Annotated in this window: 15 protein-coding genes and 1 pseudogene; 11 read left to right on the forward strand and 5 right to left on the reverse strand. The window is 42.8% G+C overall.

Translation table 11 applies throughout. The features are described from left to right. Positions 1 to 306 precede the first annotated feature (306 nt). Positions 307 to 1,029: a DNA/RNA nuclease SfsA gene (gene sfsA / locus NWP17_RS01850; RefSeq protein ID WP_280653237.1), complete on the forward strand. Its 723-nt coding sequence runs from the start codon at positions 307 to 309 to the stop codon at positions 1,027 to 1,029. Positions 1,030 to 1,131: 102 nt separating this feature from the next. On the opposite strand, the gene NWP17_RS01855 is transcribed toward sfsA, so the two are convergent. Next, on the reverse strand, positions 1,132 to 2,112 hold the full coding sequence (locus NWP17_RS01855) for a carbohydrate kinase family protein (RefSeq protein ID WP_280653212.1): 981 nt from the start codon (positions 2,110 to 2,112) through the stop codon (positions 1,132 to 1,134). A gap of 349 nt (positions 2,113 to 2,461) precedes the next feature. Between NWP17_RS01855 and pedR the strand changes: the two genes are divergently transcribed. From pedR to NWP17_RS01875, 4 genes and pseudogenes are all read left to right on the forward strand, one after another. Further along, the gene (gene pedR, locus NWP17_RS01860; RefSeq protein WP_280653213.1) at positions 2,462 to 2,725 is read left to right on the forward strand and encodes a photosynthetic electron transport-dependent transcriptional regulator PedR; all 264 of its coding nucleotides are present in this window, start codon (positions 2,462 to 2,464) and stop codon (positions 2,723 to 2,725) included. A gap of 131 nt (positions 2,726 to 2,856) precedes the next feature. Then, on the forward strand, positions 2,857 to 3,468 hold the full coding sequence (locus NWP17_RS01865; protein ID WP_280653214.1) for a DUF6391 domain-containing protein: 612 nt from the start codon (positions 2,857 to 2,859) through the stop codon (positions 3,466 to 3,468). Between the two features lie 27 nt (positions 3,469 to 3,495). Next, positions 3,496 to 4,488, forward strand: coding sequence for a glycosyltransferase (locus tag NWP17_RS01870; protein WP_280653215.1), 993 nt, complete (start codon positions 3,496 to 3,498; stop codon positions 4,486 to 4,488). A 161-nt stretch (positions 4,489 to 4,649) separates the two neighbouring features. Beyond that, positions 4,650 to 4,778 (forward strand): annotated as a pseudogene (locus NWP17_RS01875) (proteinase inhibitor I4 serpin); the annotation flags it as partial. A gap of 123 nt (positions 4,779 to 4,901) precedes the next feature. Here NWP17_RS01875 and NWP17_RS01880 read toward each other — a convergent pair. After that, positions 4,902 to 6,038, reverse strand: coding sequence for an AI-2E family transporter (locus tag NWP17_RS01880; protein WP_280653217.1), 1,137 nt, complete (start codon positions 6,036 to 6,038; stop codon positions 4,902 to 4,904). A 350-nt stretch (positions 6,039 to 6,388) separates the two neighbouring features. Between NWP17_RS01880 and NWP17_RS01885 the strand changes: the two genes are divergently transcribed. The 6 genes from NWP17_RS01885 to NWP17_RS01910 all read left to right on the forward strand — a co-directional run bounded on the left by NWP17_RS01885 (position 6,389) and on the right by NWP17_RS01910 (position 18,832). Then, a complete protein-coding gene (locus tag NWP17_RS01885; RefSeq protein WP_280653218.1) occupies positions 6,389 to 6,781 on the forward strand; it encodes a hypothetical protein in 393 nt (130 codons plus the stop codon). A 366-nt stretch (positions 6,782 to 7,147) separates the two neighbouring features. Further along, a complete protein-coding gene (locus tag NWP17_RS01890; protein WP_280653219.1) occupies positions 7,148 to 8,578 on the forward strand; it encodes an LCP family protein in 1,431 nt (476 codons plus the stop codon). 71 nt (positions 8,579 to 8,649) lie between these two features. Next, on the forward strand, positions 8,650 to 10,188 hold the full coding sequence (locus NWP17_RS01895) for a tetratricopeptide repeat protein (RefSeq protein WP_280653220.1): 1,539 nt from the start codon (positions 8,650 to 8,652) through the stop codon (positions 10,186 to 10,188). Positions 10,189 to 10,255: 67 nt separating this feature from the next. Continuing rightward, entirely contained in the window at positions 10,256 to 11,071 is an 816-nt protein-coding gene (locus NWP17_RS01900) for a carbon-nitrogen hydrolase family protein (RefSeq protein WP_280653221.1), read from the forward strand. 457 nt (positions 11,072 to 11,528) lie between these two features. Beyond that, on the forward strand, positions 11,529 to 16,109 hold the full coding sequence (locus NWP17_RS01905) for a choice-of-anchor I family protein (RefSeq protein WP_280653222.1): 4,581 nt from the start codon (positions 11,529 to 11,531) through the stop codon (positions 16,107 to 16,109). Positions 16,110 to 16,174: 65 nt separating this feature from the next. Further along, positions 16,175 to 18,832, forward strand: coding sequence for a DUF4114 domain-containing protein (locus NWP17_RS01910; RefSeq protein ID WP_280653223.1), 2,658 nt, complete (start codon positions 16,175 to 16,177; stop codon positions 18,830 to 18,832). A 189-nt stretch (positions 18,833 to 19,021) separates the two neighbouring features. Here NWP17_RS01910 and NWP17_RS01915 read toward each other — a convergent pair whose 3' ends face one another. From NWP17_RS01915 to NWP17_RS01925, 3 genes are all read right to left on the reverse strand, one after another. Continuing rightward, entirely contained in the window at positions 19,022 to 19,594 is a 573-nt protein-coding gene (locus NWP17_RS01915) for an HMA2 domain-containing protein (RefSeq protein ID WP_280653224.1), read from the reverse strand. Positions 19,595 to 19,738: 144 nt separating this feature from the next. Beyond that, the gene (locus NWP17_RS01920; protein ID WP_280653225.1) at positions 19,739 to 20,044 is read right to left on the reverse strand and encodes a DUF5132 domain-containing protein; all 306 of its coding nucleotides are present in this window, start codon (positions 20,042 to 20,044) and stop codon (positions 19,739 to 19,741) included. A 62-nt stretch (positions 20,045 to 20,106) separates the two neighbouring features. Continuing rightward, entirely contained in the window at positions 20,107 to 22,311 is a 2,205-nt protein-coding gene (locus tag NWP17_RS01925) for a heavy metal translocating P-type ATPase (RefSeq protein WP_280653226.1), read from the reverse strand. Positions 22,312 to 22,353 lie beyond the last annotated feature (42 nt).

Consider the following 22,353-nt stretch of genomic DNA (forward strand, 5'->3'; position numbering starts at 1 on the left):
CAAGCAGCATATCAATGTTTATGTCGGGCAAAGGACGCAACTAAGAAATGACGGATGCAATATTGCTGACACGCAAAGCCTACAGTCTGGGAGATTTATCGCTGTTTCCAGTATTCAGGCGAAAGTGGTCAAGTCTTTTTTTTAATTTTTTACTTTGCTTTTTTTCAACTCAGCTTCCCTGAGTCATTTTGTGTTTTTAGTCTAAAGTCCAGTTATAAAAAAAATTAAATAATTTAAACGTGGGAAAAGAGTAAAGTAAAGCTTAAATAAAAAAAACGAGCAAATACAATAATGAACTACGAATTAATCACAAACTGGCTTTACCGCTATCCAACCCTATATTCAGGAATACTACTCAAGCGTTACAAGCGCTTTTTTGTTGACGTTCAACTTGACTCCGGCGAAATAGTCACAGCCCATTGTCCCAACACAGGTCCAATGACGGGAGTATCCACCATTGGTAGTGCTGTAAAGCTTTCCAAAAGTGACAATCCCCATCGGAAATTGGCCTACACCTTAGAATTGATACAGGTAGATGATAACCAGCCCATCTGGGTAGGAGTCAATACCATTTTACCCAATCGCATAGTCAAAATAGCCTTAGCAAAATACTTATTCCCTGAATTGAGAAACTATAGCGAAATAAAGACAGAAGTAGTTTATGGACAGCAAAAAAGTCGAGTAGATTTTTTCTTAACAGGTAGCAACGGGGAAAGTCCCATTTATTTAGAAGTAAAAAATACCACTTGGTCACAGGGAACCTTAGCAATATTTCCCGACACAGAAACCACCAGAGGACAAAAGCATTTACAGGAATTAACAGCATTATTACCCCAAACTCGTGCGGTGATGTTGTACTTTATCAACAGAGGTGATTGTACAGAGTTTGCCCCAGGTGATACCACAGACCCTACATATGGTAAGCTGTTACGAGAAGCCATCGCTGCGGGTTTAGAAGTATTACCCTGCCGTTTTCACGTATCACCAGAAGGCATACGCTACCTAGGTTTAGCAAAACTAAGAATTTAAACCGCCTAGTAGCATATTCGGTAGTTTTAGGAAAGTATGATAACCACTTTCCAGCCGGGAGTATCAGCCCATTGTCGCTGATATCCCAACTAAGTTTACTACTTACTCAACTTCAGGAGAAGCCAGAAAAGCGTCAACCTCAGCCCCGGTGGGTTGAGAAGCGATCGCCCCTGGTTTAATAGTAGTCAAAGCCCCAACTGCATTAGCATAAGCAACAATACTTTTAGCTACTTCTGCATCTTGTAAACTTTTAATACCATATTGACAAAGCCGGTGGATAAATCCTGCCAAAAAACTATCCCCCGCTCCTGTTGTATCCACAACATTCACCCGATAAGAAGGTAAATGACCTTCGTTTTCACCCAAACAATAGGCGCAACCATTTTCCCCATCCGTCACCAGCACCCCTTCAATAGAGTTGAGACGGTAAGTAATTGCCCCTGGATCTGTGGTATTAAATAGCCATTCTGCCTCTTCCTTGGACAGTTTCAGGAAATCAACTTGCTTGAATATTTCCGAGATTTTTTGCCGAGCAACATTTGCATCTTGCCAAAAAACAGGACGCCAGTTAACATCCAAAATAATCTTCAGGTCATATAATTCTGCCAGTTTTAAAGCTTGATGAACTGCCTGCTCGCTTTCAGGATAAGCTAACTCTAAGGTTCCCAAAACTAAAAAGTCCGCTTCAGCAAACAACGCTTCCGGTAATTGTTGTGCTTGTAAGCGTGTATCGGCAAATTCAGAACTATCATACTCACCAAATCCCGCAAAATTGCGATCGCCTGCCAAATCGCGCAAAACATAAACTTGCCTAGTTGGTGCGGTAGAATAGCGTTGCACCCCTGTTGTATCCACACCAACTTCTGTTAACAGCTTCACTAATTGATTCCCAGGCTCATCTTCACCAACAGCCCCAATGAAACCTGCGGAAGTTCCCAGTTTTACCAAAGCACAAGCCACATTAGCCGGCGCACCCCCTGGGTAAGGAGTCCAGGACTTCACTTCCTCTAACTTTAGCCCCAATTGATCAGCTAAACAATCGAACAAAATTTCACCAAGGCACAAAACACGAGGATTGCTCATTTAATTTCCGAATCTGGGGTTTGCGATTTTGATTTAGTAATTACAGTATAAAATATACATCAATCTCAACTCATTTGTCGTCAGTTATAAATCAACAAAATAGCAATTTTTGCCACTACCATACCTAATATATCCTCCTGGCTTTGAGTTTTTATGTATGTAATTTTACGTTTTTATTGAATACATATTGTTAAAAATGACAAACAACAACCAAATATTACCACCAAAGCAAATCTAAAGAAAATATGGTCAATGTCATTAATGCCGTAACTTTAAACCCTACCAACAAAAGAATCTTCTAGAATGAAAAGAAGATGAGTACATATACCAAGGGAGGATAGGAAAAGTGATGACTAGTGCCGAGTTTCAGACCCCTGTCAGTCTGTCAGAAAGAGAATTGCAAATTATCGAATTAGTGGCCGCTGGCTTAACTAACCAAGATATTGCCGTTAAACTGGAGATTAGCAAACGCACAGTTGACAACCATATCAGCAATATTCTCACCAAAACGCAAACTGAAAACCGAGTGGCTCTCGTGCGTTGGGCTTTGCAGTGGGGTAAAATTTGCTTAGATGAAGTTAATTGCTGTCTTTTACCCATCAAGAGCGAGTAGTTCATTTGTAAATATTTGTTATCAGGTGAATCTCTGGCGTAAATTGTTATCAATATCAATAATATCCTGCCCCAAGGTTACATTTAATGGTAAATCAATCTTCCTCCATCAGCTAGGAAAGCAGTCTTTTTATGAATACTTCAGCTTCTGATTTTTTCAACTTTGACTTTACTGCACCCCAACCAACACAAGACGCTGATTTACTCAAACAGCTATCATTCATACCCGGCTTAAAAGAAATAATCCTGCTGCGACAAGTTCACGCCCTAGAACACGCCACTGTTTGGGTGCTGAGTGAAGTCGCAGGAGAACCAGCAAAAATACAGCTAGATAACGAACTCCTAGGCGGTTTGTCCACAGAACAGGGATTTTATATATATGGGGAAGTGAATATTAGTGATTTGCGTCGGGCAGTGACAGTAGGTTTAAATCGTCTCATCAATGGAGAATGGGATTTAGCTGTACATCCCCGATGTGGTACAAATACATCAGTGGCTATGCTGTTAACCTTGGGACTAGCTGTCGGCGTAAATATGTTATTACCATTCCGACCAATTGAGCAATTAATTGGTTTAGGACTAGCGGCCACCACAGCAGCAGAACTCGCACCCGATTTAGGTCAGATAGCACAGCGCTACCTCACCACCGCCATTCCCTTTAACTTAGTAATTGAAAATATTACACTTACCCGCGACCTTTGGGGAAGAAAGGGACATTTCGTCAAAATCACATGGCAAGATTGAGCAAGTTTAAACCACCAAAATACTTTCATGAGAAAGCTTTACTTTTTAGTTCCCGGTACATACGGCACATTTGCCTGCGGTGGACTGTGGGCAGAATTAAAAACAGTCAAACTCGCACAGCAACTCTGTAGTGCTGATGTAGTCACCTATCGCCAAAGAGAACCAGATCAGCTGTTTATCAATGATGTGCTGACAGAAAAAAATTTAGATGCGGCAATTTTTGTGATTAGCTGGGGATATGATGTACCTCAACTAGCTGCCAAGCTGAAGCAATATCACGTTATCTACCATGCCCATAGTGCTGGTTATAAATTTAACCTACCTGCCAGTATTCCCATTATCACGGTCAGCCGGAACACAATGGCGTATTGGGGGCAAAAATCACCTAATTCTCTGATTTATTATTTGCCCAATCAAATCAGTCAGGAATTTAAAAATTTACATCTAGAACGCAATATTGATGTTTTAGTCCAGTCCCGAAAATCTTCTCAGTATTTACTCCAAGAATTAATCCCAGCTTTGCAGCAACAATGTCATGTAAAATTAGTTGATTCTTATGTAGAAGATTTACCCGGGCTATTTAATCAGGCGAAAATTTATCTATATGACTCAGCTGAATATTGGGCGCAACAACAAGTCAGCGAAGGTTTTGGGCTACAACCAATAGAGGCTCTGGCTTGTGGTTGTCAGGTATTTTCTAGTGTTAACGGTGGACTGTCAGATTATTTAGATCCTGGGTTTAACTGCTATAAAATCGCTGGATACTCGAAAGAGTATGACCTGCAACGGGTGATTAAGTCATTGAAACACTCACAAACTACCGCATTACCGGCAGAATTTTTGTCCGAGTATCGCACTGAAAATATTATCCAACGACTGGAAGTTATTTTAGAGGAATTAAACGAATTTTTTACTCATAAAATCAACTTTTCTGCGAATATTCAGGATTTGTCCCCCGCTCGTTTGGCAAAACTACGCATTCAAAGCATATACAGGAAAATTAGACAGAAATACTTTTAAGAATTATTGCTGAGAATATGATGGAAATTTTAGCCATCATCTCCAACGGGATCAAATGCCCGTTACTAAAAGTGTAACCAGCATAAATTTAGGTTCCAGTAGGTGCCATAGTAAACAATCGAAACCAATATCTAAAAACATTGGGGATAAGAGGTGGCAAAATGAACCGACAGAAATTAAGTGGTGTGGAAACACAATTTCTACAAAGACGTTATGGTGTCAGCCTGGGAAGACGTTACGTTTTAGCAGCAGCTAGTGTTGTTTTATTCAGTGTGTTAGGCTGTTCTCAGGACTGAGATACTATGGAGAAAAAGTTGTAAGCCCTAGCTACTCAAAACATGACCGCAAGATTCGTAAGTGGCAGCGAAAATTAGCGCGTCAACAAAAAGACTCAAAAAGAAGAAACAAGACTCTCATAAGGCATTTTGGGCTTCAGCTGTTGCTGGTTTCTCTGTCACAACGATGGTTGGTTTTTCTTCTCCTTCACCATTTAAACGTTGAGGACGCAAAGCTGTTAAAGCTGTCTTGATAATTACAGCACTGGGGACTGCTACGATTACCCCTAACAGCCCACCAACTCTCGCTCCTGTGAGGACGGAAATTAATACCCACACTGGGTTTAAGCCAGTAAAACTACCTAAAATACGCGGTGCAATTAAGTTTTCTAAAATTTGTTGCACAATCACGGCGGCGATGACTACCCTAACGCCCATAGAGAAATCTTGTAGTGCCACTAAGGAGGTGGTCAGCGCTATGCCCACCGAACCACCAAAGGGAACCAAGGCCATAATGCCAATAGTTAAGCCAAACAACACACCAAATGGAACTTTCAGCCATAGAAACGTAGGAATTAGGGCTGATGCCATACAGGTAGATAAAATTAGTTGGGTAATGAAAAAGTTTTGAAAACTCAACCGTACTGTTTTCGAGAAAGCTTCCCGAAATCCCCCAGGTAGCCATTCTACCAAACTCTGCCACAGTTCACCCCCATGCTGCAAAAGATAGAACGTCAAAACCATTGTCAAGAGAAAATCCAGTAGGCTAGTAAATGTCACTACTGCTAGGTTTAACACTTGTCCGGCGATTTCCTGCAGCTGTCCCTTGACGCGATCATTAATTTGGACTAAAAGAGCATCAAGGTTAATCGGTAAGTTCAGAGTTTCTGCTGTCTCATTTAAGATTATTAATTGAGAACGTCCAGAGTCAATTAACTCTGGCAATCGTGCTACTAACTGCTGGGCCTGGGTCAGGGCTAAGGGAAACAAGGTGACACCCAAGGCCAATAGTACCGACAAAGCTAACAAAAACACTAAAACAGCAACTTGTTCTCGTCTCGCACCTTGACGTTCCATCCAACTCACAGGATAGTTGAGCAGAAATGCTAATACCGAGGCTCCAGCTAAAATAGCTATCAGGGAATGGAAATAATGAAAAATCGCCGAAATAGCCCAACCATTAAGAACTAAAAGTGGGGCAAATAGGGCGATCGCCCCAATTCTGGCTATGGGTGTAAATGTTTGCCACCATTTGAGTAGCTTGCGTGTCTGCATTTTTTCTTGGATTACTCCAATATTTCTTTGATTTAAAAAGCTATTCCTCTAGTTTCCATGAATCTTTTACCTACTTCTAGGGTAAAACTAAAACTAAGAAGTAGAACCGCTAAGATTCAATTGTTAAGGCAAATCAAATAACCGTTAGGTTCCTGGCTCTTTATCCAGATTGATTACCCTGACCTATTGAAAATATGATAGCACTGAATGCCACCAAGGGTTAAAAGCCTCAGTTTGCTTTTCTCCAGGACTTAAAAGACGTTCAAATCCTATTTCTTTCTGAAAACGTTTTCATGACCTTGATTATGTCTAACTACACATATTTTTAGTTTAGGATTAAACACGCCCCTATGGAAAATCTTGAACCAATCAACAATTCCCAGTACACTCAAGACACGGACACATCTAAAAAACAGTTCTTTTGGTATTTCATTCCGGTCATGGGTTTTTTTCTATCCTTGTGGACTCTCTATCGCCACCGGGGAAGTCGGGAACAACTAACCATGAGTCGTCTGTCTATTACTTTGGCACTTACTTGGCTGTTGGGGTATCTTTTGTTGTTAACTGGCTCTGTAACTTCAGAGTTTTTCACGTTGCGAATGTTAATCCTCAATAGCTTTTGGACATCTGGCTACTTTTTAGTGAGTTTCTGGCTTATTATTCGCGTCATTCAGGGTAAATCTCACCGTTTATCAGGGTTCAGCCGTCTTGCCGAAGACGTGTTAGGCCAGTATTTGTCTTAATTTCTAGAAATCGGCTAATTTCAGTGTTATTACGGTTGCTGATCAACTAGCAGATGATTTCCCATAAGACAAATTATTGTCATAGTCGTAATTTATCTCCGGATGTACCACAAAAAAGCAGAAATTCTGCTATAAGTGTTGTGGTTGTGACAACAGTAGTAAGTCAGCATAGTCAATAAAAAGTTAACTTGTATGCGGCCTTTCCTAAACACAGTGCGATACAAAGATGAATAATATAAATCTTGTAGTGCAGGCGTCTTGCCGGCTATTGTACCTATTTAGGTAAAACTAGCTATAAGTTAATTTACTTGCATACTAATTAGTCGAATTAGTCGAAAAATTATTCTCATCAGTGTGGGGGAGTCCGTGGCCAGTCAAAGAACTTCAGCAAAAGAAAACCAGTTAGCAAAAGCCCTGAAATGGAAAAACCAAGATGCTCAAAGACCTAAGTCTGGACGTTGGCTGTTGTTCTGGCTGGGTATGAGTGGTATTGCAATGGTATCAGCAACAGCAGGAGCGCTGTTAGCGGTCTCTCTGACCAGTACGCCATTACAACAAGCACAGTTGAGTCCCCAAGAAAAAGCGGTTTTTGATGGCGATCGCATCTCCGGTGGTGGGTTACGATTCTCAGAATTAACTCGCCCTGTTAATCTCTTGGTAATGGGAATGAGCGTACTTCCCTCTGACATTAATAATGCTCCCTCAGAATTGCAAAATCTAGGCTATCAACCACAGGTAAACTCTTTTGATGGGTTAGCCGATGTGATGATCTTGATCAAATTTGATCCGGAAACAAAAAAAATAGCCATGCTGTCCATTCCCAGGGACACCCGCACAGAAGTAGTTGGCTATGGAGTGAAAAAACTTAATGCTGCTAATGTTGATGGCGGGCCAGCCTTAACTGCTCAAAGTGTCAGTAATCTTTTGGGCGATGTACCCATTGATCGCTATGTCCGCATTAACGTTCTTGGTGTTGGTAAACTGGTTGATGCTTTGGGCGGGGTGACAGTACACGTTCCCAAAGATTTAAAATACCGGGATGACTCCCAACACTTGTATATTAACTTAAAAGCAGGTAAACAACATCTCAACGGCGATCAGGCTTTGCAACTATTACGCTTTCGTAATGATGAACTCGGAGATATCGGCCGGGTCCAACGCCAACAAATGGTGATCCGGTCCTTGATAGACCAAACTCTTAACCCTATAACACTGGCTCAATTACCTAAAATTCTCAACGTAGTTAAAGAAAATCTGGATACCAATTTAACAATTGAAGAATTGTTAGCTTTGGTAGGTTTTAGCGTGCGAACCAACCGCTCCAATATGCATATGTTCATGTTACCAGGTCGCTTTAGCCAACAAGAAGAATACAATGCTAGTTATTGGATACCAGATCAAACTGCTATTGAACGCATGATGTCTCAACACTTTGGCTTAGGATTAATCAGTGATATCCAACAGGTAAGCACTCGCCGTTTGCGAATATATATTCAAGATAGCACCGGCAGCGATCGCTCTGAACTAACTTCTATAACCGAAACTTTACAAGCGTCTGGATATCGCCACGTCAGAATATATACACCGTGGCATGAACCTTTAGATGTGACTAACATTATCGCCCAGCAGGGAGATGGTGAAAATGCAGAGTTAATTCGCTCTTTATTGGGATTTGGGGAAGTGCGAGTGGAAAGCACCGGCGTTCTTAATTCTGATATTACTATCCAGTTGGGTAAAGATTGGTTACAACAAAAACTTCTCTTTCAATCCACAAAGTCAAATTTCTTTGCTCGCTAAAAAAAACCCCTACGGGGGTTTTTCTTCTGTTTCTCCACAATAATCTGATCACTAGATTCGCAGAACTATACATGGACTGGATTACACTACTGCGATCGCTGCAAGCTGATTTTATTAACAGGTTAAGATCAAGTTTTTTACTTCATTGTGAAATAGAAAGTCAACATAGTGAATTAACCATTATCTCCGGAGCAAGATTAAAAACATTACGAGAATTTTGCTGGCTGATGGCTGAAAAATATAAACGCACTTCGCCAGTTCGTGATGTTTTTATTAACAATCTCAAAGGTAAACTAGGCGAAGAAGTTGTTAAAGAGCGTTTAGGTGATTTAATTACAGAAGTCGATTATGAAAAACGATTTGGCGGTGATGGTCATGTTGATTTTACTTTAACTTCCGACCCCACAATTGGTATTGAGGTCAAATCTCGTCATGGTACTATTGATCAAGTGAGATGGTCAGTAAGTTCTCAAGAAGTCGCTAAAAATGCAGTGGTGGTGTGCATTTTAATTCAAGAAGAAGTTAACGAAGCACAACCAAAGTACCACCTTTTTTTAGCTGGTTTTTTGCCTACACAAATGATCAAGTTAAGAACTGGTAGAATATCCTTTGGTATACATCAACTATTATATGGAGGTGGTTTGTGCTGCTATCTAGAACAGTTACAAAAATCAACTAATTCTCAAAACCCCCAATTATCACATTCAGATAAAATTGACTATGGAGAAGTATTTTATATTCAACTAGGTGATGAATGTTTTGAGAAACATGATTATCAAGGGGCAATTACTAACTATAATCAAGCTTTGCAAATAAAAAAAGATATTGATATTTATTATAAATATGCTTTAAGTTCCTATAATTTAGGAGATTATCAAGCAGCTATCGTCAACTTTTCTCAAGCACTACAGTTAAATTTTCATCATGCTAAAACATATCATTACAGAGGTTTAGCCCATTACCAACTGGGAAATTATCCAGAAGCAATAGACGATTATACCCAAGCAATCAGAATTAATCCTCATCTTGCCATTGCTTATAAAAATCGTGCTGAAGTTCGCGCTGACATCGGAGATCATCAGGGAGCAATAGAGGATTACACTCAAGCAATCAAAATTAATCCTGATTATGCCCATACTTACAAAAATCAGGCAATGGCACGTTATTTTATAGAATATCACCAAGGGTTTTCCCAAGCCCTCAAGGTTAACCCCCAGGATGCTCTTGCTTACAAAAACCGTGGTGATGCTCGTACTGATTTAGAAGATTATCAAGGCGCAATTGCAGACTATACCCAGGCTATACAGATTAATCCTGATTACGTAGATGCTTATTATAACCGTGGTAATGCTCATTATGATCTCGAGGATTACCAAGGAGCAATAGAAGATTACACCCGAACCATCAAGATTAATCCCCAATATGCCCACGCCTATTATAATCGTGGTAATGTTTATGCTCAACTAGGAGATACACAGCCCGCCATTGACGATTTTCGTCAAGCAGCAGATATTTATCGTCGATCCGGTAAACTAGAAGCACTTAAAGATGCTCGAGCCAGAGTGGCAGATTTAGAAATCGCCGAATCATTAGATATTTTGAATTTTTAATGGTGCATAAGTAAGGATATATATTTAAAATCTAACACAAACAAAATTACTGTTTTTTGCTGAATCTATGAAGTCTTATTTAGCCGCAGCTGTTCAAATGACCAGTGTATCCGATATCCAGAAAAACCTAGCACAGGCGGAAGAACTAATTGATCTAGCTGTGCGTCAGGGCGCTGCATTGATTGGTTTACCAGAAAACTTTTCTTTTATGGGAGAAGAAAAAGACAAACTGGCACAAGCAGAAGAAATCTACCATGAAACCGCAAAATTTCTCAAAAACATGGCCCAGCGCTTTCAAGTTACCATCTTGGGGGGCAGTTTCCCAGTTCCTGTAGAAAAAACAGGCAAAGTTTATAACACTACCATCCTCATTGACCCCACTGGTGAAGAACTCTCCCGTTACCATAAAGTACACTTATTTGATGTTAACGTCCCCGACGGTAACACCTATCGAGAATCTAGCACCGTTGTGGCTGGTCAACAACTCCCCTCTGTGTATTCTTCACCGCAACTGGGTAATATAGGCCTGTCTGTCTGCTATGATGTCCGCTTTCCTGAATTATATCGACATTTGTCAGACCAGGGAGCCGAGGTCATGTTTGTACCTGCTGCCTTTACCGCCTTCACAGGTAAAGACCACTGGCAAGTATTATTACAAGCACGAGCCATTGAAAATACAGCCTACATCATCGCACCTGCTCAAACTGGCAATAACTACCACCGTCGCTACACCCACGGACACGCCATGATTGTAGACCCTTGGGGCGTGATTTTAGCAGATGCCGGTGAACAGCCGGGAATTGCCATAGCAGAAATCAAACCCTCGCGTTTAGAACAAGTCCGCCGTCAAATGCCCTCTCTTCAACACCGGGTGTTTAATTAAGCAACTTGATCAAAATTACCGAACATACACAGCTGACTAATACAGGGACAAAACCCTGAATGGTAAATGTAAAAGGCGATGGCAAACCTGACAAAATTTAGCGATCGCCCTTTACAAATGCAAGTTAAAAGTTTACATTTTCTTATGGATAGCCTTTGAGGCAATCCTGGGTAAGTTGAGCAAGGCGGATAGTTTTAAATATTCGCTTAAATATTCATTAATTGTTTCATAAAGACTTCTCAAGTTTTGCGTATTTTTACGTAAATACTCCGGCCGGAATCCACTCAAATATGTGTGGCAAACTTCACACCCATCCCTGACTAATCAGTAATGTAGTCCCATGTCCCACATGGCACAACCAAGAAGTGATTTAGTCAGCAGTGAAACTACTGAGGCTTGCCATGTCTAGTAAGCAAGAAGCCATGTTTTCAGCACTTTTGATTTTTCTTAACCTACTATGTCTACAATCAAACTGAATCTGCTTGGAAGCTACGCAACTAACATCTCTGGTAAAAGCGCTGCCGAGATTGCCGCTTATGATCCAACCACAAAACGCTTATTTGTCGTTAATGCCCACGCTCCCGCAGTAGACGTGCTAGATATTAGCGATGCGAGTAATCCCACCAAACTATTTGAGATTGATCCGTCTGATTATGGGGACGGGGCTAACAGTGTAGCAGTATCTAACGGCATCGTCGCCATAGCCATTGAAAGTGATCCTAAGACAGACCCCGGCAAAGTCGTATTCTTCAACACAGACGGCGAATTCCTCAAGGAGGTCAACGTAGGTTCCCTCCCCGATATGCTAGTATTCACCCCTGATGGCACTAAGGTACTAGTAGCCAACGAAGGAGAACCCAACGGGGACTACACCATCGATCCAGAAGGTTCCATCAGTATTATTGATATATCTGGGGGCATAGAAAACCTCAGCCAAGCCAATGTCGCCACCGTTGACTTCACCGCTTTTGATAACCAAAGCCAAGAACTAATTGATAGCGGAGTCCGCATATTTGGACCAAACGCCACCGTAGCTCAAGACCTAGAACCAGAATACATAGCAGTCTCCGGTGATTCTAGCACCGCCTACGTAGCCCTCCAGGAAAACAACGCCATAGCAGTAGTAGATATTACTAATAGCATCGTCACAAATATATTACCCCTCGGCTATAAAGATCATAGTGTCAATTCCCTAGATGCTAGCGATCGCGACGACTCCATCAACATCACCAACTACGCCAATTTATATGGCATCTACCAACCAGATGCCATCGCCGCTTACGAAACTAACGGTCAAACCTACATTGTCACCAGTAATGAAGGTGATGCCAGAGACTATGACGGTTTTAAAGAAGAAGCCCGCGTTAAAGACCTAATACTTGACCGGGATGCTTTCCCCAATGCCCGTGACCTCCAACGGGATCAAAACCTCGGTCGCCTCACCATCACCACCACCAAAGGTATTAGCAACAACAAATTTTTTAAATCCCAACTTTCAGGAGATCAAGAAACAACTCCTGTAACTACCGAGGCCACAGGTACAGCCGTCCTTAAACTCAACGACGATGCCACCGCCCTCAGCTATGAAGCTCGTGTCACAGGTCTAGATTTTGGATCCATCCTTGGCTTGGATGCTCAAACCCCTGACACTGCTGATGATGTCACAGGTTTACACATCCACACAGCACCCGCAGGACAAAACGGCCCTGTGGTATTCAACATTTTATCCAACCCCGACTCAAACTTTACCATCAACGAAGATGGTTCCACAACCCTCACAGGTATTTGGGATGATATTGCAAATTTTGCCACAGACCTAGGTAATGCCGAAACCAACCAAGAAGTAGACTTGTATTTTAACGTCCACACAGTAGCCAACCCTAGTGGTGAAATTCGCGGACAACTGACCTCCACCCCAGCTTACAATGAGCTATACGCCTTTGGCGGACGTTCTTTTAGTATTTGGGATACCCAAGGCAACCTGGTCTATGACAGTGGCGCAGAGTTTGAGCAGAAAATCAGCCAACTCTTCCCTAATGATTTTGATGATACTCGCAGTGACAACAAGGGACCAGAACCAGAAGGAGTAACTATTGGTGAAGTTAATGACCGTACCTATGCCTTTATTACTCTTGAACGCACAGGTGGGGTCATGACCTATGACATCACTAACCCTGCTGAAGCTTTCTTTGTGGACTACGTTAATAATCGTGATACCGACATTAGTCCAGAAGGTGTGCTTTTTATCCCCCCAGATAGCCCCAACCAAAACCCCCTGGTAGCAGTAGCCAATGAAGTCAGTGGAACCACTTCTTTATTTGAAGTTACAACCGTACCTTACACCCTGCAATTGTTCCACTTTGCTGACCAAGAAGCTGGTATTCCTGCTTTTGATGATGCCCCCCGCTTTTCTGCTGTACTCAATGCCCTGAAAGCACAGGACATTGATAACGACGGAGTGCCAGGCTCACCAAATACTCTAATTCTCTCTTCTGGGGATGCCTATATTCCAGGGCTGTTCTTCAGTGCATCAGAAACCCCTTATGGTGCCCTTGGTCGGGGAGATATTCTCATTCAAAACGCCTTGGGAGTACAAGCCATAGCCTTTGGTAATCATGAATTTGACCTTGGTACACAAGTCATTAAAAACTTAATTGCATCTGATGAAGCGGCTAGTTATCCCGGCACAGCCTTCCCTTACTTAAGTTCTAACCTGGACTTTAGTACTGATAGTAACCTGGCTGACCTGGTAGTAGACGACGACCAAGCCTCCTTACCCAACAGCATCGCCGCCAGCGTATTCATTGACGTTAATGGAGAAAAAATCGGAGTAGTGGGTGCTACCACCCCCACCCTGCGTGTGATATCCAGTCCTGGGAATGTGACAGTTAACCCCAGTCCTTTTAATGGTAATCCCACCCCTGAACAGCTAGACGCTTTAGCTGGGGAAATTCAAGCTGATGTGGATGCTCTGCTAACTGCTAATCCTGATTTAAATAAAGTAGTACTGCTGGCTCATATGCAGCAGTTATTCATTGAGCAGGAGTTGGCGACCCGTCTGCGTCATGTTGATATTATCGTCGCCGGAGGTTCCAATACACGTCTGTTGGATAACAATGACCGACTCCGGTCCGGGGATAGCAACCAAGGTACTTATCCTACTTTCAAAACTGATGCCGACGGAAAACCAGTAGCTGTGGTGAATACTGATGGTAACTACAAGTATGTGGGGCGGTTAGTTGTTGATTTTGATGCCAATGGGGTGATTATCCCCGATAGCTATGACCCAGATATTAGTGGAGCTTATGCTACTGATGCTCAGGGTGTAGCAGACTTAGGGGCAGAAAATCTGGTTAATCCAGAAGTTCAAGCAGTTGTGGATAGTCTGCGGGAGATAGTTGTTCAGCAGGAAAGCAACGTTTTTGGCATTAGTACAGTGTATCTCAACGGCGATCGCTCCAGTGTGCGCCGACAAGAAACCAACCTAGGGAACCTCACAGCTGATGCTAACCTAGCCATAGCCAAACAAACCGACCCAGAAGTAGTGATTTCCCTCAAAAACGGAGGGGGTATTCGCAATAGCATCGGTAGAGTAGTAGTCCCCACAGGTAGCACGGGTAATGTTGAAAGACTACCCAATGAAGCCGTCGTAGATAGTGATGGTGATGTTGTCAAACCCACCGGGGGAATCTCAGAAAACGACATCGCCAACGCCCTAAGTTTTAACAATGGCTTAACTTTAATCACTGTCACCGCCACAAAACTTTTAGCCTTAGTAGAACACGCTGTTGCTTCTACCACAGTAGCGGATACTACTACCCCAGGGGCTTTTCCCCAAATTGCAGGTTTCTCCTTTAGCTTTGACCCCCGTGAAGAACCGGGTAACCGTGTCCTGTCTTTAGCCATTGAAGACGAAAACGGCAGAGATTTGGATGTGCTGGTTCGAGATGGGGAAATTGTCGGCGACCCTAACCGCAGTTTCCGTATGGTCACCCTCAACTATCTAGCCGGCGGTGGTGACGGCTATCCATTCCCCACAGGAGAAACCGCTAACCGAGTAGACTTAGCACAACCTGAAGAAGCTACTCGCACTGGGGAAGCGAATTTTGTTCCCGATGGTACAGAGCAAGATGCTTTGGCTGAGTATTTATTTGATAACTTCCTCATCACACCTTTTGGTGCAGCCGACACCACAAGAGACTTAGACTCACGCATCCAAAACCTGGCTTTCCAAGAAGATACTGTGATTTCCCCCCCCAGAATTCTCAGCGGTAGTGCTGGTGATGATAACCAAACCCTAACTAGTGCAGATACAGGTTTGACCGTCTTCACAGGAAATGGTGATGACCAAATAGAAGCCAGTGAAACTGCTATGGTAGAAATACACGCAGGGGATGGCAATGATACAGTTTTTATAAGTAGCCAAACTTACGTAAATGGCGGTGCTGGAGATGACATGATCTTCATTGGGACTACAAGTCCTAGTGGTAACAGTTTGGCAAATGGAGGCACTGACAGAGATACCCTCATCATTATCGAAGCAAGCGAATCTAACATCCTCTTGGGAGGGGCTGACGATGATGAACTGGAAGTTGCCCAAGGAAGAGATCAGCTGCTGTTTGGTGGTTCTGATCGCGACTTCCTGCGCTCCAGTGCAGAGGGGCATAATCGCCTCTACGCTGGTTCTGGGGATGATGTTTTGTATTCGCAAATAAGCGATCGCCTCTTTGGTGGAGATGGTAACGACCAGCTTTACGCAGGAGAAGGTGGTGATAATCAACTCTGGGGTGGAACAGGTGAAGATGAATTTTGGTTAGTAGTGGGTGGTTCCTTACCCAATGCTCTCAATGTGGTTAAAGATTTTCAAGTAGGAACTGACCGCATTCGTATGGGTAGTATTACTGCTGACCAAGTAAGTTTGGTCAATCAGAACAATCACACCTTAATTCAGGTTGACAGTAGTGATGTGGCTTTATTAGAGATGGTAAACCCCACTCAACTTGACGTGAATAACCCCGGTCAATTCCTCTTTGCTTAAATCTGAGATACTTATCCCCATTTCTGTGGAATGGGGATGAATAAATATAATCCTCAACAGAAATCATGAGTACACAATTAGACCAACAAAACCCCCAAATACTAAACCTCAATACTTTCACCATTGACCCCATCACCGACGCTGCTATGGTCAATGCAGCAGCCACAGCTATTGACCTGACCATCACAGGAACGGGAGAACCCGGAGCTACTGTGACTTTAACCCTAGCTAATCAAAACACAAACAGCACCACAGTTAGAGAAGATAATACTTGGTCTGTCAACATACCTCTAGAAAACATCCCTTTTCTCGCACAGGGAGAACAAACCCTCACAGCCACCCAAGTGGATCAAGTAGCTAACTCCACGGAAACTACACAAACCATAGTCAACCCGTCAGCATTGAGGAGAGTATTTGGCACTGATACCGCAGATGAAATAACTGCCACTGATACCGGGGAAGACTTACAGATATTTGCACTGGGAGGGGATGATATTCTTGATGCCAATACCATACCCAACCAAGTATTTTTATATGCCGGTCCGGGTAATGACAGGTTGATTGGTAATGATGACCATACCCTATACGGCGGAGAAGGTAATGATGAATTACTCGGTATAGGTACTGTAGGAGACAACAAATTATATGGAGAAGTCGGCGACGATAGTTTAATCATTGTTGAAGGTAGTAACAATGAACTCTACGGCGGAGAAGGTAATGACAGGCTGATCATTGCCGGTGGAGAAGGATTTAATACCCTCCACGGCGGCGATGGGCAAGATTTTATTGATGTCTCTAACGGCACTGGCAATAATCAACTACTAGGAATGGGTGGTAATGATACCTTAATAGCCGGGACTACCACTGATGAATTATTGGGTGGTGAAGGAGATGATGACCTGTTTGCCACTCAGGGGGGTATACTGACTGGGGGCAAAGGTTCTGATAGTTTTTACCTTGCCAATGCTTCTATTCCTGGGGTAGCAGCAGAAATTAAAGATTTTCAACCAGGGAGCGATCGCCTAATTATAGCCGGTTTACCCAACCTCACCGGATTAAAAGCCATATCCCAGGGTTCAGACACATTGCTCTCTGGATTATTACCTAACCAAGAATTTCCCCTAGCCCAACTTTTGGGTATCCAACCCTCGGCTTTAGTGGGGGGTGATAATGTTTTTTCTCAGCTAGATGATTTACTAAGTCCCGTAAATATCGAGATAGTAGAACCGGAACCGGAACCGGAACCAGAACCAGAACCAGAACCAGAACCGGAACCGGAACCAACACAACCAACACAACCAACACAACCAGAACCAAACCCTGTACAAGTAATTCCCGGTAACTTTGAAATCAGCGATATCAATACAATTGATATCCGCAACAATCCTACTCTGTTAGAGAAGTTAACCGAGGATATTCCAGATGTTCAGTTAGATGTACCGTTATTGTCATTCACCATAGCCCCTGGCGCTGACTCTAACTCAGAAATCTTTGCTGGAAAAATTCAACGGGTAGAACTGAATCTTGAGGAAAGACCCTCAGACCTACCAGACTACAACGTTATTGTTAAGCTGATTAACAATGACTTTGTACTATTTGACTTTAATCCTGATACTGGCTTGGGTGCTGTATTGCGAGACCGGAATGGTAATGGTCGTTATGATGGGGCGACGCTGTTTTTAAAGGATAATGCGCTGGGGGATGTAGATCCAACTGTGGGAGTTATCCGTGACCCCGCTGGTGCTGCTGTGATGGCGGTTAATCAAAATAACCCGCGCACGGTGACGATTACTGATGGTGAAGGCGATCGCTTGACAGCTATCTATGGTACTACTTTTAATTTCTCTGTCCAAGGTTCAAGATCCGCTTCTCAAATACTCGAAGCTGTGTTTGCAGACGGTACAACTCAAACAATTCTCACCACATTAGGTAATGCTTCTGGTATACCTGTCAATGTTGACTCTCTTCTAGCTAATCTCCAGTCACCCCTGGGGACAAAAAACAGCGATGGTAGAAAAGTAAGTTTTCAACTGCGGGAAGTTGGTAGTAATGCTATTACTGAGTTAACTATTAACAATGTAACTCCCACTAGCTTTAATCTATCGGGGAATAATTTTAACATATCAGCAGAGATAGTATCAGGGGTTGGTGTTGAACTCCACACCCAAAAAATTCAAATAAATGGTGAAGGCTTAGAAGCTATTAGCTTGAGAGATTTAACTCCTACTTCTTCTGCAAACACTATGACTATTGCCGTTGAAGCTCAACTCTACCGGGAGGCATCTTTTAACAATATGGTGGGTTTTTACCTAGCAGAAAGAACTACAGGGGCGGTTGTTGATCCCCTCACCGGTATTACTGTGGCTGGTTTTGGTAATAGTCGAGAATACCTCAGTGCAGTGCGTAATCACTCAGTGCTAACCGGTAGTGTTGACAATAACCAATCTGGAGGGTTTGCTAATGAAGGTAAATTGGAAATGCTCGCCAGCATTGATTTATCTGCTCATGTTCTATTACCGTTCTTGGTGGTAAATGGCAATATGAATTCAGTTAGCTCTGATTTTAGTAATCTGTATGTGGCTGGTATGAGCAGTAATTCTGACCGTACCAAGCATATACAATTCCTGGGTAATAACATCTTTGGTTTTGAGGATAAACGCGGGGGTGGTGACCAAGACTTTGATGACATTATTGTTGAGGTGACAAAACTAACCTTGTTGTAAAGTAACTAAGCTATTTTGCTGCTTAATCCAACTCAATTGAGCTTAAATTTATCCCCGTTTACTCTGGATTTTCCCCTACCTGAGCTATTTTTACAGAGCCAGTTTAACCCAAATCACTCTAATATTTCTTGATCCCAACCTAACAGGATGTTTAACAACTTTTAGGTCGGGAAACCTAACACCACTGATTTAGTCTAAGGTCCAGTCATTAGCGCCATTGAGTTTGATAAAGCTATCAAAGGAATACCATGCTAAGACGTACCAAGGAATTAACTCTAGTTGCCAACCTTTCACTAAAATTTGTCGCACTGCTAATAAACTCAGCCCTAGAGGAAACAAAAAGCGCAAGTCAACTTCTCCACTGGTGGCTTGTTCAAATTTTTTATTAAAGTTAACCACTGCTCCCTTGACTTTTTTTGCTGCTTCTGATTTAGTTGCTGTGATGTCAGTAAAACTCACCCCTATTTCTAGCAGTGTACTCAATATATTTTCTAGGGTTGCTTGTCTTCCATCATGGTTGACGACAACACTACCGGAGTTAACATTGATGCGGACTTCCCGGATGTTAGGTTGTGCTTTGAGGATGTTGACAATGCGTTGCATTTCTCTGAGATGGCGATGGCGTGGAGAAATTCTCAGCCGTAGTCTTTGGGGAGTGTTACTGATGATTTGAGTAGGTAGGGGTTTGAGTGTGGTTTTGAAGGTTGCTTGTTGTAAAAGTTTGGCTATGTTGGTTGGGTTACCATGACTATTGGTTAACATGGGTCTGCTGTGATGATAAAAATCTCGTAATGCGGGCATACTATGGCTACACTACGCAAGCTATGGACTACGCTCAGTACAAGTCTTGCCCGCTACTCTGGTTAATGGGCGTTTTGAAGACGGAAGTCCCCGCCACTAACTTGGTTATGCGCCGTGTTCTCCTGTGTCCGCCGGGGTGCTGGCTGCTTCAAATGCTGGTGTTTGTCTTTCTTCGGCAATTTCTGCTTTGGCTTCGGCTATGATGTCTTCCCAGGTTTCGCCCATTTCTGCAAATGCGCCTCTGCTTCTTTCGTAGGCGACAATTCCACCTTTAACTAATGATTTGACTATGGGTTTACCAATTCCCGCCACAACGGGAATTAAAACCGGTGCTAACAGTACCGCCCCTATGCCGGCTATAATTCCAGGTGTACCAGCATCTTCAACAAAATCAATAATTTTAGCTGCCATGGTTAATTGACTCTAATAGATGTAAGTAAGCTTCTTAGTTTAATCTGCATAGAATTGTGTTTTCATCTTTCTGGTGGTGGAGTTTGCTTTGACCCCCGTTTAACCATGGGGCGTAAACCGTTAATTCCAGCTATGATAGTGGAGCCGTTGTTAACCACTGTGGCTACTAAGGGGTTCAGACCAATTAAAACAGCCATAGCCATTGCTGTTAGGTTAGGAATAACTACAATATTGGTGTTTTGCTGAATAAGGTACTTGGTGTGACGGGCAATGGCGATCGCTTGTAGTAAACTATGTAAGTCATTCTGCATTAACACCACGTCTGCTGTTTCTCTGGCAATTTCTGAACCATCCCCAAAGGAAACCGACACATCAGCATAAGCCAAAGCTGGGGAATCGTTAATACCATCACCCACAAAAGCCACTGTCTTTCCCTGTTGATGCAGTTGGCTGACAATAGCAGCTTTTTCTTGGGGAAAAGCTTCAGCGTGGGTGTAGCCGGGGGGAATACCTAAATCAGCAGCCACCGCCTTGGCTGTGTTATGGTTATCTCCCGTGAGCATATGCACTTCTACGCATTCAGTTGTTAACAAGTCGTTAATTACTTCCCGACTTTCTGGGCGCAGAACATCACTATATCTAATTCTACCCAGGAGTTGACCATTACTACCCACATATATTTCTGATTTTCCTGGTAGTTGCTGTTGGTGTAGAGATTCCATGTTAATGCCTTGCTGATCCAAAAAGCGATGGCTACCTACATAAACTATCTCTCCTTCAATTTCAGCTTCTACCCCCAAACCCAGTTGATAGTTCCACTCACCACGCTGGGGAATGACTATTTTTGGGTGTGTTTCTGCGTAGCGAATAATTGCTTGAGCTACTGGGTGGGTTAGGCGCTGTTCTGCCGCCGCGGCTAGTGCTAAAATTCTTTCTGTGGAAATGGTAGGATTGAAACTCTCAATTTCTACCACTGTTATTTCCCCTTTAGTTAGTGTGCCTGTTTTGTCAAAAACAATAGTATCAACTGCTGCTAGTTTTTCTAAAGCTCTACCACTACGGATGAGAATACCTTGTCGTGCAGCGTAGGAAAGGGCGGCTAAAACTGATGTAGGAATAGATACCCTAATTCCTGTGCATAAATCCAAGGTCAGTATACTGGCTACCCGCGCCGGGTTGCCAGTTACGGCAAATACTGCCCCACTTAATAATAAAGTTGGCAGAACAGCTTGTTCAGCAATTTTAATGGCTTGGTTTTCCATCCGGGTGTCATGAACTGGGGCTACTTGCATAAGTTGAATACTTTGTCCTGCCCTAGTGTTTTGACCTACCCTTTCTGCCAATATATATATCTGCCCTTCCCGTACTAAGGTAGAAGCAAAAACCGGTTGTCCTTGGCTTTTGAATACCGGCATTGATTCCCCTGTGAGTTTTTGTTGATCCAGTAATGCTGTACCGCGAATTATACTGCCATCAATGGGTACTTGTTCACCAGGATACACGATGACTATATCTCCTGGTTGTACGTTTTGGATGGGGATTTGTTGTTTTTGGCTGTGGCGTTCTACCCAGACAAATTGACTTAGTGTGTTGAGGAGGTCTAGGGTTTGCTTTTGGGAAGATCGGGCGGTGCGATCGCGAATGTTTTCCCCAATTTCAATTAAACTCAACATCAAAGCCGGGGTGAGAAAATTTCCCTGGGATGTAGTGATAGCAATGGCGATAAAATCCAGAAAGTCAATATTAAGTCGGCGCTGGGTGATAATTCCCGCCCATGCTCTTTGAAACACAGGAAATGTGCCCAGGGCTATGCTTCCCACTACCATGATAGGGGGTATGGGTAGTCCTAATGGTCCCGCCAGCAGTGCCAAACCTGTGGATAGTACAGAAAACTGCATCCCTGGCCAAGTGTCACCATTGGTTGATGTGGGGTAAGGCTTGGTACTCTCAGTTAAAACTATTTCTGTTTCTCCGGCTGCTAATATTAAACAATGCAATCGCGATCGCATTTTCTTATCAGTAATATCACTGTTATTATAAGTAATAACCAGTGAAGCTACTATGGATTTAATCTTGACGTTGGTGACTAAATAATCTGAGTTTAGAAGGGTTTGCAGCTGTTTTGCATATTCTGGATCATGACGTAACCGAGGTATACGTAATCGCACCCTACCCGGTGTGCTGTGGATAACGGTAAAGGAGTTTTCGGCTTTGTAGTTGTGGGTGTTGCTATTACTTTCAACTATTGCTACGGGGATCGATGCCATTGGAACAGTAACTTTTGTCATTCGTTCTTACTTATTAAGTTC

Source organism: Chrysosporum bergii ANA360D, assembly GCF_029891735.1.
Classification (GTDB): Bacteria; Cyanobacteriota; Cyanobacteriia; order Cyanobacteriales; family Nostocaceae; genus Umezakia; species Umezakia bergii.

Excerpts from the sequence above, each read along its gene's own strand:
- NWP17_RS01905 (WP_280653222.1), top strand. The coding sequence starts at position 11,529 with ATGTCTACAATCAAACTGAATCTGCTTGGAAGCTACGCAACTAACATC.
- NWP17_RS01885 (WP_280653218.1), top strand. The coding sequence starts at position 6,389 with ATGGAAAATCTTGAACCAATCAACAATTCCCAGTACACTCAAGACACG.
- NWP17_RS01880 (WP_280653217.1), bottom strand. The coding sequence starts at position 6,038 with ATGCAGACACGCAAGCTACTCAAATGGTGGCAAACATTTACACCCATA.
- pedR (WP_280653213.1), top strand. The coding sequence starts at position 2,462 with ATGACTAGTGCCGAGTTTCAGACCCCTGTCAGTCTGTCAGAAAGAGAA.
- NWP17_RS01865 (WP_280653214.1), top strand. The coding sequence starts at position 2,857 with ATGAATACTTCAGCTTCTGATTTTTTCAACTTTGACTTTACTGCACCC.
- NWP17_RS01915 (WP_280653224.1), bottom strand. The coding sequence starts at position 19,594 with ATGTTAACCAATAGTCATGGTAACCCAACCAACATAGCCAAACTTTTA.
- NWP17_RS01900 (WP_280653221.1), top strand. The coding sequence starts at position 10,256 with ATGAAGTCTTATTTAGCCGCAGCTGTTCAAATGACCAGTGTATCCGAT.
- NWP17_RS01855 (WP_280653212.1), bottom strand. The coding sequence starts at position 2,112 with ATGAGCAATCCTCGTGTTTTGTGCCTTGGTGAAATTTTGTTCGATTGT.
- NWP17_RS01870 (WP_280653215.1), top strand. The coding sequence starts at position 3,496 with ATGAGAAAGCTTTACTTTTTAGTTCCCGGTACATACGGCACATTTGCC.
- NWP17_RS01920 (WP_280653225.1), bottom strand. The coding sequence starts at position 20,044 with ATGGCAGCTAAAATTATTGATTTTGTTGAAGATGCTGGTACACCTGGA.
- NWP17_RS01925 (WP_280653226.1), bottom strand. The coding sequence starts at position 22,311 with ATGGCATCGATCCCCGTAGCAATAGTTGAAAGTAATAGCAACACCCAC.
- NWP17_RS01895 (WP_280653220.1), top strand. The coding sequence starts at position 8,650 with ATGGACTGGATTACACTACTGCGATCGCTGCAAGCTGATTTTATTAAC.
- NWP17_RS01910 (WP_280653223.1), top strand. The coding sequence starts at position 16,175 with ATGAGTACACAATTAGACCAACAAAACCCCCAAATACTAAACCTCAAT.